The following is a 15,712-nucleotide window of genomic DNA, read 5'->3' as shown; positions in this document are numbered from 1 at the left end:
GCTCACGACGTCAGGCGGAGCCCGGACCGGAAGCGGCGGCTGAGGCGCCTCGCGGAGACCGGGGAGTCGCTGACCGGCCGCAAGAACACACGGCATGCAGCTGGGGGGCATTCACCATGGACCCGACACACCGGGGACCTGAAGAGCACGGCAGGGACGCACCAGGCGGTGCCGCGCCGAGCGGCCCGCAGCGCCCGGGCCGCGACCCGCAGCCGCCGGCTCTCGGGCACCACGACGTGGAGCAGGGCGCGGCCCCCTCGCCCGGCATCGCCCGCACCGTCCAGCTGACCTCCGGCGACTACGTGCTGACCGTCAACCCCATCGACGGCAGCGAGATCGAACTGCACCCGCCAGGCGGCCCCGGGCCCGCCGTGCCCGAGCGCCACACGCCGGAAGAGCGCGAGGAGCTGCGCCGCGCCCAGGCCGCGCCGCGCTCCGCCACGACCGGCGGCGCCAGTGGCCCGGCCGCGGGCGCGCCCGCGGACCTCCCTCTCCTTGAGCGCGACGAGGAGCGCGAGCGGCTGGTCCGGCTGCTCGCCCGGGGCCGTTCCGTACGGCTCACCGGGCCGTCCGGCGCCGGGCGCAGCGCGCTGCTCGACGCCGTCGCCGCCGAGTGCGGCGACTTCGCGCCCGACGGCGTCATCCGGCTGTCCGGGTGCCGCCGCACCCCCACCGACCTGCTGCACGCACTGTGCGCGACCGTCTACCGGATGCCGTCGCACCGCCCTGACCGGGCGGAGCTGCTGGCGCTGACGCACGACATCGGGGCGGTCGTCGTCGTCGACGACATCGAGTTCGGCGGCGCCGCGCTGGACGAGCTCCTCGATGCCACACCCGAGTGCGCCTTCCTGATATCGGCGACGCTCGACGTCGACGTCCCGTCGCCCGGCGTGTACCTCGAAGAAGTCCTCCTCAGCGGCCTCAGCCGCCCCGCGTGCATGGAGCTGCTGGGGCGCGCGGTGCGCAGGCCGCCCACCGACGAAGAGGCGCAGTGGGCCGCTGACCTGTGGTTCGAGTCCGAGGGGCTGCCGCTGCGGTTCCTTCAGGCGGCCGCGCTGCTGCGGCAGCGGGACGGGCTGCTCGACCGGGAGCCGCACAGTGTTCCGGCGCCCACCCTCAGCGAGGGCGTGGCGCCCGCCGCCCTGCTCGCCTCCCGGCTGAGCGAGCCGGCGCGCGAGGCGCTGCGCTTCGCGCTCGCGCTCGGCGGCGTATGCCCGCACCCGACGCATCTGCCCGCTCTCGTGGGAGACCCGCAGGCGGACGCCGCCGTGACCGAGCTCCTGGGCTGCGGCCTCATCACGCCCGCCGGTACGCAACTGCGGCTGGTGGCGGGCGTCGCCGCCCAGCTGGAGGCCGCCGGGTTCGCCGAGGACGGGGCGGACCGCGCGCACACCGTCGCCCAGCACTACGCCTGGTGGGCGGGCCACCCCTCGGTCGCCCCCGGGCGGGTCGCCGACGAGGCCCACGCGATCCTCGGCGCGCTGTCGGCCCTGGTGGCGGCCAGGAGCGGCGCGGGGACGGGCGCGGCGACCAAGCCCAGGGAGGGCACCCAGCGCGTCCAGCAGCTCGGGGCCGCCGTACTGCTGGCCAGGACGGCGGCCCCCGCCTTCGCCGCCGGGCTGAACTGGAACGCCTGGGAACGCTGTCTGCGGCACGGGCAGGAGGCCGCCAGGCTGACCGGTGAGGTCGCCGAGGAGGCGTACTTCCACCACGAGCTCGGTGTGCTCGCCCTGTGCACCGGCAACCTCGACCGGGCCCGCGCCGAACTGGAGGCGTCCATCGGGCTGCGCGGTGTGCTCGCCGACCGGCGCGGCGCGGTCGCCGGACGGCGCGCGCTGGCCCTGGTCGTCGACAAGACCGGGATCTCCGCGCCGGGAGGGCTCGACATGGTCGGCCTCACCCCGGCGGGCGAGGAGGTGCCGGATGCCACCAGCGAGCAGTCCGCCGCGCCGCCGGACAGCACGGCCAGCCCGTACGTCCCGCCGTGGGAGGACCCGAACGAGACGACGCTGGTCACCCGCCAGCACGCCGCGAAGTCCGCACGGGGCGGCGCCGGGCTCGCCGCCGCGGGCGGTGCGGCCGCCCGGGGCATCAGGGGTGTGGGCAGGTCGCTGCGGCGCCGTGTGCCGCTGCTGAACGGCGCCCGCAGGAACCTGGTCGCCGCGGGCGCGGGCGCGCTGCTCGTGGCCGTGCTCGGCACCGTCGTCACGCTCGGCGCGACCTCCGGCAACGACGACGCCCCCGACGACCGGGTCAAGCCGGACCAGACCGCGTCCCGGCAGGACGAGGACCTGACGGCCGACGAGCCGTCGCGTGACGCGACCGGCCGCCCCGGCCCCGGTGAGACCCTGGCGCCCGGTGCCTCGGGGGCTCCCAGCGCCCCCGGCACCGGCAAGGGCAGCGGTGGCCCGGACGACCAGGGAGGCAGCCCGAGCGGCACGCCGAGCTCCGGCGGACCGTCAGGGCCGAGCGACCCCACCGGCTCGCCCACGAAGCCGACGGATCGGCCGACCAAGCCGCCCACCAACCGGCCGACGAAGCCGCCCACCACGCCGCCGACGAAGCCGCCCACCACGCCCCCGACCACCCCGCCGACCACGCCACCCACGACGCCGCCGACGGACCCGTCGACCACCCCGACCACGGCCGTCCCGCCGCAGAGCCCGACCACCACGGTCGGCGGCGGGGGCACCGCCACCTCGGACCCGTCCGGTACGGGCCCCAGCGCGTAAGGGCAGGCGCGGTCCGCACCTCCCCGCTCAGCCATCGTCGTACAGGGCGGCCCCGCAGGTGCGGGAGAGGCCCCGGGACATACGTCGGCGGCGCGCTGTCGCGATGCGCGACCCGCGTGCGCCCGCGCGTCGTGCCGCCTACGCCGGTGGCATGGGCCGCGCCGGACAGCTCGGAATGCGTCAAGCATGCCGGCCGTCCAGGCCCTGGTCTCCGACGCCTGGACACGAGGACGACCCGCGCCCCGGCACACGTCCGCCCCGGGCCTGGCGCGGAGCGGATCTCGCGCTGGGCCCGGGGCGGTAGCGGGCGGTGCGGCGCCGTGCCGACCGGTGCCGAGGGCGGCGGCCGGGCGGACCGGGTCGGACAGGCCGGGTCAGAACAGGCGCAGTTTGTCGTCCTCGATGCCACGCAGTCCGTTGTAGTCGAGGACGACGCAGCCGATGCCCCGGTCGGTGGCGAGCACGCGGGCCTGCGGCTTGATCTCCTGAGCGGCGTAAAGGCCCTTCACCGGGGCGAGATGGGGGTCGCGGTTGAGGAGTTCGAGATAGCGGGTGAGCTGCTCGACACCGTCGATGTCGCCCCGTCGCTTGATCTCCACGGCGACCGTCGCACCGTCGGAGTCCCGGCAGAGAATGTCCACGGGGCCAATGGCAGTGGGGTATTCACGCCGAATCAGGGTCCAGCCGTCACCCAGCGTCTCGATCCGGTCCGCGAGGAGTTCCTGGAGGTGGGCCTCCACCCCGTCCTTGATCAGTCCGGGGTCGATGCCGAGCTCGTGGGAGGAGTCGTGCAGCACTTCCTCCATGGTGATGATGAGCTTCTCGCCCGCCTTGTTCACCACCGTCCACACCCGGTCGTCACCCTCTTTGAGGGTGCACGGGGGAGACATCCAGTTGAGGGGTTTGTAAGCCCGGTCGTCCGCGTGGATGGACACACTTCCATCGGCCTTCACCAGGATGAGGCGAGGCGCGGAAGGGAGGTGGGCGGTGAGCCGGCCCGCGTAGTCCACGGAGCAGCGGGCAATGACGAGACGCATGGTCGGCAACGCTACTCGACGCTGGGCCGTCCACGCGATTCGTCCATCGATGAGCCGTTCGCCTATGGCCGGTTGTGAGTGCAACGTCCTGGTGCGGCCGCTGTGGCCGAATTACCGTTGAAGCGGGGCGTCGTCGTACGGGCACGCTGCGTCGCGACTTCCCGGCCCATCCGTGAGACCCCGCCGTGCGGGGTCGCGAGAGGAGAACCCATGTCGCTCGACGTCTCACCGGCCCTCCTTGAACAGGCCGAGCGAGGCGAGGTCGACGAAGCTCAATTCGTCGACTGCGTCCGGACCTCCCTGCCTTACGCGTGGGAGATGGTCAGTTCGTTGGTGTCTCAGCTCAACGTCGACGGTGGCGAGTTCGCCGACAACCAGGTCCCGCCGCCGGACGAGCAGGCGCGCGGTCAGCTCTTGCGCGCGCTGGCGAGTGACGCGATACGTGGATCACTGGAGCGGCACTTCGGAGTGCGGCTGGCATTCCAGAACTGCCACCGGGTAGCGGTCTTCCCGCTCGACGCTTCCGCCGACGACCGCCTCGCCCGGTTCACATCCATCCGTGGCCAACTGCTGAACCAGTCTCCACTCCTGCGCGACTGCTGACGTGTCGCGCTGCCGCTCCGCACGCGGGAGGTGGTTGAAGTGCCGGAGCGGCAGTTGTGCGACGTCTGAGGACGGCTGAGTGGAGCGGGTGCCGCACTGGCTCACCCCAGCAGGGGCAGCACCTCTTCACCCAGCCGTCGCACGTTCTCTTCCGTGGCGGCCAGCTCGCCCGACCCCTCGGCCAGCAAGGCGAACCGGTCGATGCCGGTGCGCTCGGAACTCGCCGCGAGCCGGTCGGCGCACAGCCGGGGCGGTCCGACCGGGTGCAAGGAGCACAGCAACTCCGTGTACGCCAGCGGATCGCGCATCCGGCGCTGCCGACCGTCCACGGTCACATGGGCGTCCAGGCCCTGACGCAGCCAGCCCGGCATCGCCTTCACCAGTGCCTCAGCGGCGTCCTCCTGGGTGCTGGCGATCTGCACCACCCCGGCCGACACATGCCCGGCGCTGGCGACCTCGTCGGGCGCGTGCCCCGCGTCGAGCGCCGCCTTGCGCCACAGCGCGACCATTTCTGCCTTCTCCTCGTCGTTGCTGTGCATGCCGAGCAGCATCGGCAGCCCGCGCTCGGCGGCGAGCCGCACACTGCCCGGCGAGGTGCAGGCCACGATGACCGGCGGACCGGCCGCCGCCACGCCGTCGACGAGTTCGTCCGCGCGCGGCACGACGGGCACCTCGCGGAAGGCGAACCGCTCCCCGTACGCGCCGACCCTGGGCTCCCGCAGCCAGCGCAGCAGCAGATCAAGCGACTCCGGGAACCCCTCCTCGTACGCCTGGAGGCCGGAGCCGAAGACCTCCAGATCCACCCACGGCCCCCCGCGCCCCACACCCAGCGTGAACCGGCCACCGGAGGTGAGATGCAGCAGCGCCGCCTGCTCACCGAGGGCGACCGGATGGGCGGACGGCAGTACGCTCACCGCCGTACCGACGCCGATTCTCCGGGTGCGGCCGAGCAGCAGCGCGGCGAGGGTGGTCGCTGACGGGCACACCCCGTACGGCACGAAATGGTGTTCAGCGAGCCAGACCGAGTCGAGCCCCGCCTCCTCGGCGACCTCGGCCGAACGGATCGCTCTGTGCAGTGCTTCCCCTGGTCCCTGGCCCGGAAATTGTGCGGCCAGCACGAATGCTCCAACGCGCATCGCTCTCTGCCTCCTCTTGCAGCCTCGCGACCGACGCGGCCCCCCTTATGGCATTAACGCCTGTCACGTGCCAAAGGCACGGCTTGGCAAGAAGTTTTCATGATGATCGGGAGATGGGCCGGTGGGGGGCGAGTGGGCGGCTGCCCACGGTGGTGCCGGGAGCCTTTAGGCTGGTGACAGCCCGTAGCCCCGCTGAAGACACGAGGTGCCCCGTGTCCCCTCGCCGAAACCGCCCCCGAGGCGTTGACAGTTCCGCCAGCCGTCCGGAGGGCGGCTCCTTCGGGCTGGAGCGCACGGAGAGCTGGGAGGGGGAGGAGTGGCTGGTGAGGCCGGTCGCCGGGTCGGCGGGCAAGCACTACCGCTGCCCCGGATGCGACCAGGAGATCCCGCCGGGCATGGGACATCTCGTCGCCTGGCAGAGCTACTCGGGCGTGGACGACCGGCGGCACTGGCACCGGGCGTGCTGGAACGCGAAAGACCGCCGGAGCGCACGGCTCCAGCGGTCTCGTAACGCGCCGAGGTACTAGCTCAGACGTCCCGCTTCTCCAGCACGGAGAAGGCGCCGATCAGTGCCATGACGGCGACGCCACCGGTGATCAGCAGCGGCTCCCAGCCCGAAGGCCCGGAATCGGTGACGGTGTTGCTGTACATCACGCCGAGCTGGCTGGGCACCGAGTACTCCAGCAGTGCCTGCTGGAGGTCGGCCAGCGCCTCTCCCCGCATGAACATCGCCAGCACCAGCGGCAGCAGCACGACACCGAGCATGATGGTGATCGCGCCCGCCGAGTGGCGCAGCAGCGAGCCGACGGCGAGGGCGAGGACGCCCAGCGCGGCCACGTACAGGCTCACGCCGACGGTCGCCTTGAACCAGTCGGCGCCGCTGGACTCCCCGGCGCCCACGTGGTCGCTGAGCATGCTGTCGTTGATGAAGGCGACCAGCGCCGTGCACGCGAGCGTGACGGTGAAGGACAGCAGGAAGAACACGATCACCTTGGCCGCGAGCACCCGCCCGCGGCTCGGGCAGGCGGTCAGCGTGGTGCGGATCATGCCCGTGCCGTACTCGGAGGAGACGGCCAGCACGCCGAGCGTGAGCACGCACAGCATGCCGAGCAGGACGCCGAAGAAGCCGAAGCCGACCGGCGCCTCGCCGTCGAAGTCGGTGTCGCTGTTGGACAGGGCCGCGGCGACCGCGAAGCCGATGCCGACCACCAGCACGACCATGACGCTCAGCGTCCACACCGTGGAGCGGACCGACTTTATCTTCGTCCACTCGGAGGCGAGGGCGTGCCCGAGGTGGGTGGTCTGGATCGGGATCGGCGACGTGTAGTGACTGAGCACGGCGCCGCCCTGGCCCTGGGCGGGCGCCTGCGGATGGCCCTGCTGCTGCGCCGGGTGCGGAGGCTGCCCCGGGTGCTGCGGCTGCGCCATGGCGGGCGCGGGTGCCTGCGGGGGCAGGGGAGCCTGCGGCTGCTGGGGGGTGGTCATCGAACGTCCTCGCTGTCGCTCTTGTTCAGGTCGGCGGGGGCGGCGGACGGCTGCGCCGCGGGGGCGGTCTGGGGGGCGGGCGCGGCGTTACCCGGCACGGCCCGCAACTGCTGGGTCGGCATGGGCGCGCCGTGGCCCGGCTGCGGCGGCCGGCCGGGCATCAGTGGCGCGCCAGGTCCTGGCTGCTGCGGCGCGTACGGCTGCGGCTGGCCGGGCGCGTACGGGTTCGGCTGTCCCGGGACCATGCCGGGGCCCTGCTGCGGCACGGGCCGGCCCCAGCCCTGCGGGGCGCCGGGCTGCGGCTGGCCGGGCGCGGGCTGCTGGAGACCGGCGCGCATGTCCTGCGTCGAGCGGTAGTCCACCGCTCCCTGCGTCATGCGCATGTACGCCTCTTCCAGCGAGGCCTGGTGCGGCGACAGCTCCCACAGCCGGATGTCGGCACTGTGGGCCAGGTCGCTGATCCGGGGGAGCGGCAGCCCGGTCACGCGCAGCGCGCCGTCCTGCTCGGGCTGTACGAGCGCGCCCGCCTCGGCCAGCGCGGCCATCAGCTTCTCGCGCTGCTGCGGCTCGGTCTCGGGGGTGCGGACCCGGGCGAAGTCGGCGGAGTTCGCCGAGATGAAGTCCCTGACGCTCATGTCGGCGAGCAGCTGGCCGCGTCCGATGACGATCAGGTGCTCGGCGGTGACGGCCATCTCGCTCATGAGGTGGCTGGAGACGAAGACCGTACGGCCCTCGCTCGCCAGCTGCTTCATGAGGTTGCGGACCCACAGGATGCCCTCGGGGTCGAGGCCGTTGACCGGCTCGTCGAACAGCAGGACCTGCGGGTCGCCGAGCAGCGCCGCGGCTATGCCCAGGCGCTGGCCCATGCCGAGCGAGAAGTTCTTGGAGCGCTTCCTGGCGACGTCCTGGAGGCCGACGACGCCGAGGACCTCGTCCACCCGGCGGGCCGGGATGCCCGACAGCTGGGCGAGGCACAGCAGGTGTTGGCGTGCGCTGCGGCCGCCGTGCACGGCTTTGGCGTCAAGGAGCGCGCCCACCTGGCGCGGGGCGTTGGGCAGCCGGCGGAAGGGATATCCGCCCACCGTGACCTGACCCGCGGTCGGCTCGTCGAGTCCAAGGATCATGCGCATCGTCGTCGACTTGCCTGAGCCGTTGGGGCCCAGGAATCCGGTGACGGCGCCTGGCCGCACCTGGAAGGTCAGGTTGTGCACGGCCGTCTTGGCGCCGTAGCGCTTCGTCAGGCCGACTGCCTCGATCATTCTCCGCCCCTCGCGAGATGGTCGGGGTTTCGGCCAGCAGCCGGGTCACCCCCGTGAGGGTTAGGAGGATAGTCGGGAGTTCTCGGTTCCACTTACGCCGTAGTCCGCTGTAGTCCGCTGTAGTCCGCCGCGGTCAGGCGTCCCGCTTCTTCAGGAGCAGGTATCCGAGGAGGAGCGCGCCCGCCACCCACACGGCCATGATGGTGATCCCGCCCCAGGGTCCGTACGGGGCGTCGTCGGCGGGCTGCACGACCTGCATGACCTTCTGGCCCGCCTGGTCGGGGAGATACTCGCCGAACTTCTCGGTGGCGGGAACGTTGCCGAGGATGTTGGAGATGAGGAAGAAGAACGGCATCAGGATGCCGAGCGAGAGCATCGGGCTGCGCAGCATGGCGGTGACGCCCATCGAGAATATGGTGATGAGGGTCATATAGAGCGCCCCGCCGAGCACCGCGCGCAGGACGCCGTCGTCGCTGAGCGAGGCGTGGTGATCACCGAGCATCGACTGTCCGGCGAAGAAGGTCGCGAAGCTGGTGATCAGGCCCACGACGAAGGCGAGCACCGTCGCCACCACGACCTTGCTGAACAGGAAGGTCCCGCGCTGCGGTACCGCGGCCAGCGAGGTCCGGATCATGCCGGTGCTGTATTCGTTGGAGACCACGAGCACGCCGAAGACGATCATCGCCAGCTGCCCGAGCCCCATCCCGGCGAAGCTGATCAGCGTGGGGTCGAATTCGAGCTGGTCCTGACGGGACATGCTGTCGAAGTCGTTGTTGCTGAGCGCGCTGATGAGGATGCCGAGGGCCACGGTCACCACGAAGGCGAGGCCCAGCGTCCAGACGGTGGAGCGCACTGATTTGATCTTGGTCCACTCGGACCTGAGGACCTGCGTCGCGAGTGCCATCGTCAGGAGCCCTTCTTCCGCTGCCAGTCGGCTCCCCAGCCGCCCTGCTGCCCCGGCGCCGCCGGTCCGGGCGGCGGCTGCCCCGGCTGCTGTGGCGGCGGCTGTGGCGGATAGCCGCCCTGTGGCGGATAACCGCCGCCCGGTGGCACGGGGGGCGCGGCCCCGGGCGGCCCGCCGACCGGGAGTCCGCTCGCGGTGGCCCCCGGCGGGACGCCCACCGGCTCGTCGGTGTGCGCGTGGTATTCCACGGACTCGGCCGTGAGCTGCATGAACGCCTCTTCCAGGGACGCCTGCTGAGGGCTCAGCTCATGCAGGACGACCTGGTGCCGCGCGGCCAGTTCGCCGATCCTGGCGGCCTCGGTCCGGTCCACCTCCAGCGCGCCGTCCGGCGCGATCCGCGTCGCGTGCCCGGCCTCGGCCAGCGCCTCGCGCATCCGCTCGTGGTCGGGCGTACGCACCCGCACGTACGAGCGCGAGTTGCGCGCGATGAAGTCGGCCATGGACATATCGGCCATCAGCTTGCCCTGCCCGATGACGACCAAGTGGTCCGCGGTGAGCGCCATCTCGCTCATGAGGTGGCTGGAGACGAAGACCGTACGGCCCTGCGCGGCGAGACTCTTCATCAGGTTGCGAATCCAGTGGATGCCCTCGGGGTCGAGGCCGTTGACCGGCTCGTCGAACATCAGGATCTCGGGGTCGCCCAGCAGCGCCCCCGCGATGCCGAGCCGCTGGCCCATGCCGAGGGAGAAGCCCTTGGAGCGCTTGTTCGCGACCGAGGTGAGACCGACCGTGTCGAGAACCTGGTTCACCCGGCCGGCGGGGATGCCGTTGCTCTGCGCCAGGCACAGCAGGTGGTTGTAGGCGCTGCGGCCGCCGTGCATCGCCTTCGCGTCGAGCAGCGCCCCGATGTGCTTGAGCGGGTCGCGCAGCTGGCGGTAGTGCTTGCCGTCGATCTGGACGGAACCCGCCGTCGGATTGTCGAGATCGAGCATCATGCGCATGGTCGTGGACTTCCCCGCGCCGTTCGGGCCCAGGAAGCCGGTGACGATCCCAGGCCGTACGGTGAAGGTCAGCTGATCTACGGCGAGCTTCTCGCCGTAGCGTTTGGTCAACCCCGCGAGCTCGATCATGCAGCCACGCTAAGGGCCCCATGGGCCGTACGCCACCCCGCAGCAAGAAGCGCCCCCGGCCGCCTTTCGGAGGCCGGGGGCGCTGCGTGCGTTGGGAATATGGCGCGTTTCCTGCGTTTCCGTACGGCGATCGACCGGTTGCTCACCGGCCATCGACCGATTATCGGCCGATTACCCACCCATGCCGATCGCCTTTGAACGGCATCGATCCATATCGGCCTGAGCCGACCGTCACCCACCGGGCTCCGACCACTGCTGGTCAGGCGGCCTGGCGGCGGGCCCTGGCGGGGGCCCGCCCACAGAGTGTCAGCGGCTCTGCTGCGCCGGGACGCCGCGCGAGGCCGACTCCTCCTCCGGGGACCCGGCGGCGGCGACGGCCGCACCGGTCAGCGTGGCCAGCATCTCGCGGACGTTGGTCAGCTGCGCGTTGATGCTGTCGCGGCGGTTGGTGAGCGCCGCCAGCTCGCGCTCGGACTCGCTGCGGATGCGGTCGGCCTTGGCGTTCGCGTCGGCCACGATGTCCTCGGCCTGGCGCTGCGCGGTCTCCACCGTCTGGCGGGCGCGGCGCTCCGCGTCCGTACGCAGCTTCTCCGCCTCAAGGCGCAGCTGCTCCGCACGGTGCTCGATCTCGGCGAGGCGCTTCTCCGCCTTGGCCTGACGCGACGCCAGGTCACGCTCGGACTGCTCGCGGCGCTTGGCGAGGTTGGTCTCGAAGTCCGCGGCGGCCTGGGCGGCCTTGGCGCGGGTCTCCTCGAAGAGGGAGTCCGCCTCCTCACGCTTGGACTGCGCGTCCTTCTGCGCCTCGGCACGCAGGGTGCCGGCCTCGGACTTCGCCTTCTCGACGATCCGGGCGCCCTCGTCCTCGGCCTTCGTCTTCCGGTCGGAGGCAAACGATTCCGCGTCGTTGCGCACCTGCTGGGCGGCGGCCTCGGCGAGCTCCCGGTGCTGCTCGGAGGCGCGACGGGCCTCTTCCCGCAGGTCCTTGGCCTCTTCCTCGGCGAGCCGGAGGATCTTCTCGACGCGTGCTCCGAGGCCGGCGTAGGACGGCTCGGAGTCGTTGACCTGGGCCTGGGCGTTCTGCGTTTCGAGGTGCAGCTCCTCGATGCGCTTTTCCAGCGCGGTGATACGTGCCAGAGCACTGTCTCGGTCGGCGACCAGCTTGGTGATGCGGTCGTCCACCTGACCGCGGTCGTAACCACGCCGCACCAACTCGAAGCCGAAGGGGGAGGAAGTGTCGCTCATGAGGTTCCTGTCGAAAGAGACCGGTGAGGTGATACAGGGAATCCTAGGGGTGCGGACGGCGTGTCATCGAGTCAATGCCCGTTTGATCTGGAGAATGACCCCTCATTTGAGTGGCTAGCCGTCAGACTGCTTGCCACCTGAACGGTTCGCGCCCGCCCCGGCTGCTGTTTTCGCTCCCCCGTTGTCCTTGCCACTCCCGCTGCCCGCTGTCGGCGCCTCGAATGATTCCAGCGCTTCCAACACGTCCTGGACGCGGGAAATCTCCGCGTTGATGTCCTTTCGGCGCCGCACCAGCATCTCCAGCTCGTGCTTGCCCTCGTCCACCATCCGCTTCGCCTCTTCGGCGGCTTCGGTACGCAGGTTGTCGGCGTCGCGTACCGCTTCCGTCTTCTTCAGCTGCGCCTCCCGGATCAGCCCCTCGGCCTTCTTCACCGCGGCGATCCGGACCTTGCTCGCCTCACTGTTCGCGTTCGACAGCAGCTCCTTGGCCTTCTGCTCGGCCTCGGTGAGCTGTTCCGTCGCCGCCTTCACCAGCTTGTCGACCCGCTCGCCCGCCGACTTCAGCGCCTCGGCGGACTCCCGGCGCGCCCGGTCGTGCAGCTCTTCGACCTCGCCCTCGATCCGTGTCCGCAGGTTCTCCGCGCGCTCCCTTATGGCCGTGGCGTCCCTGCGGGCCTCGCCCAGCATGGTGTTGGAGTCCGTACGGGCCTTCTCGACCAGCTGGTTGCCGTCCGCCGTGGCCTCGGCGAGGATGCGCTCCGCCTCCTTGCGGGCCACGCCCACCATGGTGTCGGCCTGCTCCTCGGCGGCGGTCGCCGAACGCAGCGCCTCTTCCTGGGCCTTGGCGACGAGCTGGTCGGCCTGCTCAGCGGCCTCGTTCCGGCGCTGGGCGGCGGCGGTCCTGGCCTCGTCGACGGTGCGCTCCGCCTCCGACTGGGCGTTCGCCCGCAGTTCCTCGGCTTCCTCCTGCGCCCGCGTCTTGATCTTCTCGGCCTCGGCGCGGGTGCGCGTCGCGTGCTCCTGCGCAGAGGTGATCGTCGCGGTCGCCTCGGCGCGCAGCCGGTCGGCCTCCTTCGTCGCACCGGCCACCAGCCGGTCCGCCTGCTCGGCCGCCTCCGTACGGCGCTGGTTCGCGGCCTCGCGCGCCTCGTCCAGCGTGCGCTCGGCCTCAAGACGGGCGGCGGCCAGGGTCTCGGCCGCCTCGGCACGCAGCCGCTCGCCTTCGGCCCGCGCCTCGGCGACCAGCTTCTCGGTCTCCTTGGTCGCCTCCGTGACGAGCGTGTCGGCCTGCTGCGCCGCGTCTCCCCGCAGCCGGTTGGCGTCGGTCCTGGCCTCGGCGCGCGCCTTGGCCGCGTCCTGCTCGGCGGACGCGAGCGCGTCGGCCGCCTCCGTCCGCAGGCGCTGGCCCTTGGCGGTGGCCTCGGACACCAGCCGCTCGGCCTCGGCCGTCGCCTCCGACACCAGCGTGTCGGCCTGCTGGGCGGCGGTGGTCCGCAGCCGCCCGGCCTCCTCGCGGGCGTCGGCGCGCAGCCGCTCCGACTCCTCGATGGCCTCCGAAACCGTCCGCTCCGCCAGCGACTTGGCGGCGTCGGACTCCTCCCGCGCCTCACGGCGCACCCGCGCCGCGTCACCGGAAGCCCGCTCCCGCTCGGCGTACGCGTCGGCGCGGACCCGGTCCGCCTCCGCCTGCGCCTCGCTGGTGGTGCGCTCCGCCGCGTGCTCGGCGGCCGACCGCAGCCCCGCGACGTCCTCCTCGGCCTGCTCGTGCAGCCCGGCCACCGCGTCCCGCACCTGCTGCGCGGTCTGCTCGGCGGCGCTGACGAGCTCGGTCGCGCGCCGCTCGGCCTCCTCGGCCAGCCGCTGCGCCTCGGCCTGCGCCTCCGTGACCCGCTTACGGGCCGACGCCAGCAACTCCTCGCTCTGCTCCCGGGCGCGCTCGCGCTCCCGCTGGGCCTCGCCGCGGGCGTCGCCCAGCAGCTCCTCGGCCTCCCTGCGCCGACGGGCCGCCTCCTCCTGGGCGGCGGTCAGCGCCTCGCCGGCCTCGGCGGCCAGCCGCTCCGCGGCGGCCTTCGCCTCCGCGCGCACCCGGTCGGCGCTCTCCTTGGCCTCCGCGCGCAGCCGTTCGGCCTCGGCGGCGGCCTCGCCGCGCAGTTGGACAGCGGCCGACTCGCCCTCGGCCCGCGCGGCCGACGCCTCGGCGGCCGCCTCATCGCGCAGCCGCTCGGCCTCCGCCTCGGCCTGCTCCTGGAGCGCGCGCAGCCGCTCCGCCGACTCGGCGCGCAGCCGTTCGGTCTCCTCGGCGGCCTCCCGGCGCAGCCGCTCGGCCTCCGTACGGGCCTCGCGCAGCGCCTCCTCGGCGGCGGTGACCCGCTGCTCGGCCTCGTTGTGCAGCCGGGTCAGCTCGGCGTCGGCCTCGGCGCGGCGGTCGGCGGCGGCCCGCTCCGCCTCCTCGCGCATCCGCTGGGCGGCCTCGGCGGCCTCCGACTTGATCTTGCCGGCGCCCTCCTCGGCGGCGGCCACGAGGTCTTCGGCCTCGTCCCGGGCGCGCTCCAGCGCCTCCTCGGACTGCTTGCGCAGCGAGGCGGCACGCTCAGCGGCCTCGCTGCGCATCCGCTCGCTGTCGGCGGTGGCACTCGAACGCGACTCGGCCGCGTCCGCCTTCGCCTTCGTCAGCAGCTCCTCGGCGGTCTTCGCCGCCTCCTCGATCTGCTGCACCGCCTCGCGGCGGGCCTCGCCGCGGATCTTCTCGCCCTCGGCGACCGCCTCGGCGCGCAGCTGCTCGGCCTCGCCGCGCAGCCGCCTTGCCTCCTCCTGGAGTTCGACGGTCTTGGCGCGGTACTCCTTGGTGTCGTCCTTCGCCGCGCCCTTCAGCTCCTCGGCGGTGTCGTGCGCGGCCTCCCGCAGCCGGTCCGCCTCGCGCTCGGCCTCGGTGCGGATGCGCTCCGCCTCGGCCGCGGCCGCCTTGGTGGTGGCCTTCGCGTCGTCGGCGGCCTTGGTGAGGACTTCCTCGGCGGTACGGGCCGCCTTCGCCAGCTGCGCCGCCGAGTCCTCGGCGGCCTTGGCGCGGGCCTTCTCCTGGGCCTCGGCGACCAGGCGCTCCGCCTCGGCGCGCGCGTCGTCCCGCAGCTGCTCGGTCTCGGCCTTGAGCGCCTCGGACTCCTTGGTGGCCTCGCCGACCAGTCGCGCGATCTCCGCCTTCGCGGTCCGCATGCGCTGTTCGTTGTCGGACTCGGCGGCCGACAACCGGGCGCCGGCCGCCTCCCTGGCCTCCGTGATCAGCTTCTCGGCCTCGGCGCGGGCCTCACGCAGGGCCGTGTCGGCCTCCTGCATGCGCTGCTCGGCGCCGCGTGTCAGCTCGGTGGCCTGCTGGCGGGCCTGCTCGGACTCGGTGGCGGTGGACGTGCGCAGCGTCTCCGCGTGGTCGGTGGCCTCCTGGGCCTGCGTGGACGCCGCGTTCAGCAGCCGCTCGGCGTCGGTGCGGGCGCGCCGCAGGATCGCTTCCGCTTCGGTACGCGCCGTCTCGGCCGACGAGTGCAGCCGCTCGCGCGCCTGCTCGGTCAGCCGCTGGGCCTCCGCGCGGGCGGTGGCCATCGCCTGCTCGGCCTCGGTGCGTGACTCGTCCAGCAGCCGCCGCGCCTGCGCCTCGGTGCGGGCGCGGAGTTGCTCGGCCCAGGCCACGTTCTCGTTGACGTGGGACTCGACGGTGGAGCGGCGCTCGGCCAGCTCCTCATCCAGCCGCTGGCGGCGTGCGACGGCCTCGGCGTGCAGCTCGGCCTCAAGACGGGACTGCCGCTCGGCGTGTTCCTGGAGCAGCCGCTGCGTCTGCGCGCGGACCTCGCGCAGTTCGCGCTCGGCGTCCGCGCGCAGCTGGTCCGCCTGGATCTGGGCGTTACGGAGCAGCTGCTCGGCCTGGTAGCCGATGTCAGCGCTGTCGTAGGCGGGACGGGACGCGATGGTGCGGCGCGCCTCGTGCAGCTTGGCGCGCAGCACCTCGACCTGGTAGCCGAGGTCGTCGGCGTGCTGGACGGCCTTCTCCCGCTCGGTCTTCAGCCGTTCCATCTCGGCTTCGAACTGCGAAAGGTGGTCGTCAGGCTCGTAGCGGTCGTAGCCCCGCACTGCGCGGTCCCATCCGTCCCCTGGTCGCGTTGGCGGCCTGCCCCGTCCTGCGTGGTGGGTCGTGCCCG

Annotated in this window: 11 protein-coding genes; 3 read left to right on the top strand and 8 right to left on the bottom strand. The window is 72.7% G+C overall.

Annotated elements, in window-relative coordinates:
- Positions 1-116: 116 nt before the first annotated feature.
- The gene (locus tag AC5P1B_RS23105; RefSeq protein ID WP_493889336.1) at positions 117-2,732 is read left to right on the top strand and encodes an ATP-binding protein; all 2,616 of its coding nucleotides are present in this window, start codon (positions 117-119) and stop codon (positions 2,730-2,732) included.
- A 374-nt stretch (positions 2,733-3,106) separates the two neighbouring features.
- Here the strand turns inward: AC5P1B_RS23105 and nucS are convergent, their stop codons facing one another.
- Positions 3,107-3,769, bottom strand: a complete 663-nt coding sequence (gene nucS / locus AC5P1B_RS23100) for an endonuclease NucS (RefSeq protein WP_493889335.1) — start codon at positions 3,767-3,769, stop codon at positions 3,107-3,109.
- A 210-nt stretch (positions 3,770-3,979) separates the two neighbouring features.
- Here nucS and AC5P1B_RS23095 point away from each other — a divergent pair, with 210 nt between their 5' ends.
- Positions 3,980-4,372 (top strand): SCO5389 family protein, encoded by a 393-nt coding sequence (locus tag AC5P1B_RS23095; RefSeq protein ID WP_493889334.1) that lies wholly within the window; start codon positions 3,980-3,982, stop codon positions 4,370-4,372.
- Between the two features lie 101 nt (positions 4,373-4,473).
- Here the strand turns inward: AC5P1B_RS23095 and AC5P1B_RS23090 are convergent, their stop codons facing one another.
- Positions 4,474-5,508: an LLM class flavin-dependent oxidoreductase gene (locus AC5P1B_RS23090; RefSeq protein ID WP_493889332.1), complete on the bottom strand. Its 1,035-nt coding sequence runs from the start codon at positions 5,506-5,508 to the stop codon at positions 4,474-4,476.
- Between the two features lie 212 nt (positions 5,509-5,720).
- Here AC5P1B_RS23090 and AC5P1B_RS23085 point away from each other — a divergent pair, with 212 nt between their 5' ends.
- A complete protein-coding gene (locus tag AC5P1B_RS23085; RefSeq protein ID WP_493889330.1) occupies positions 5,721-6,035 on the top strand; it encodes an Rv1322 family protein in 315 nt (104 codons plus the stop codon).
- A 1-nt stretch (position 6,036) separates the two neighbouring features.
- Here AC5P1B_RS23085 and AC5P1B_RS23080 read toward each other — a convergent pair whose 3' ends face one another.
- The 6 genes from AC5P1B_RS23080 to scy form a co-directional block, all read right to left on the bottom strand.
- Positions 6,037-6,993, bottom strand: a complete 957-nt coding sequence (locus AC5P1B_RS23080) for a DUF2705 family protein (RefSeq protein ID WP_493889329.1) — start codon at positions 6,991-6,993, stop codon at positions 6,037-6,039.
- Positions 6,990-8,252 (bottom strand): ABC transporter ATP-binding protein, encoded by a 1,263-nt coding sequence (locus AC5P1B_RS23075; protein ID WP_493889328.1) that lies wholly within the window; start codon positions 8,250-8,252, stop codon positions 6,990-6,992. Before AC5P1B_RS23075 ends, AC5P1B_RS23080 begins: the two co-directional genes overlap by 4 nt.
- Positions 8,253-8,385: 133 nt before the next feature.
- On the bottom strand, positions 8,386-9,156 hold the full coding sequence (locus AC5P1B_RS23070; protein WP_493889327.1) for an ABC transporter permease: 771 nt from the start codon (positions 9,154-9,156) through the stop codon (positions 8,386-8,388).
- A gap of 2 nt (positions 9,157-9,158) precedes the next feature.
- Positions 9,159-10,286: an ABC transporter ATP-binding protein gene (locus AC5P1B_RS23065; protein ID WP_493889326.1), complete on the bottom strand. Its 1,128-nt coding sequence runs from the start codon at positions 10,284-10,286 to the stop codon at positions 9,159-9,161.
- A gap of 306 nt (positions 10,287-10,592) precedes the next feature.
- Positions 10,593-11,528, bottom strand: a complete 936-nt coding sequence (locus AC5P1B_RS23060; RefSeq protein WP_493889325.1) for a cellulose-binding protein — start codon at positions 11,526-11,528, stop codon at positions 10,593-10,595.
- 114 nt (positions 11,529-11,642) lie between these two features.
- Positions 11,643-15,587, bottom strand: a complete 3,945-nt coding sequence (scy, locus tag AC5P1B_RS23055) for a polarized growth protein Scy (RefSeq protein WP_493889416.1) — start codon at positions 15,585-15,587, stop codon at positions 11,643-11,645.
- Between the last annotated feature and the right edge of the window lie 125 nt (positions 15,588-15,712).

The sequence above is a fragment of the Streptomyces sp. A01 genome (assembly GCF_059026195.1).
Note: the sequence above shows the minus strand (reverse complement) of the source record. Positions and strands in the feature narration are given on the sequence as shown.